The organism is Corallococcus exercitus (genome assembly GCF_003611585.1).
Lineage (GTDB): Bacteria > Myxococcota > Myxococcia > Myxococcales > Myxococcaceae > Corallococcus > Corallococcus exercitus.
In genome coordinates this window covers 1-483 of sequence record NZ_RAVW01000887.1, presented here as the reverse complement: position 1 = coordinate 483, position 483 = coordinate 1, and the positions used below count along the sequence as shown (strand labels likewise).

Below are 483 nucleotides of genomic sequence, written 5' to 3'. Positions count from 1 at the left end.
GACAAGGCCCGCTGGCGCGCGGACGGCACGCTGGAGTTCCTGGGCCGCACCGACTTCCAGGTGAAGGTGCGTGGCTTCCGCATCGAACCGGGCGAGGTGGAGTCCGCATTGCAGCGGCTGCCCGGTGTCGCCGAGACGCTGGTGATGGCCCGCGAGGACGTGCCCGGCGACAAGCGCCTCGTCGCCTACGTCGCCATTCCGTCCGGGGCCGGTGGACCGACGCTGGACGCAGCGGCGCTGCGAGCCCACCTCCAGCAACTGCTGCCAGCGCACATGGTGCCCTCCACCTTCGTCGTGATGGAGGCCCTGCCTCTCACGCCCAATGGAAAGGTGGACCGCAACGCCCTTCCCGCCCCCACTGCGACCGCGTTGGAGCCGGGACGGTACGTGCCCCCGACGACCCCCACCGAGCAGAAGCTCGCGGCCCTCTGGACCGAGGTGCTTCGCGTCGAGCGCATCGGCGCGGAGGACGACTTCTTCGAG

General features: G+C 70.8%; 1 protein-coding gene. It reads left to right on the top strand.

Going from position 1 to position 483, the window contains the following annotated elements; translation table 11 throughout:
* On the top strand, nucleotides 1-483 hold a 483-nt coding region (locus D7W79_RS42705), incomplete at both ends, for an AMP-binding enzyme (protein WP_147442391.1).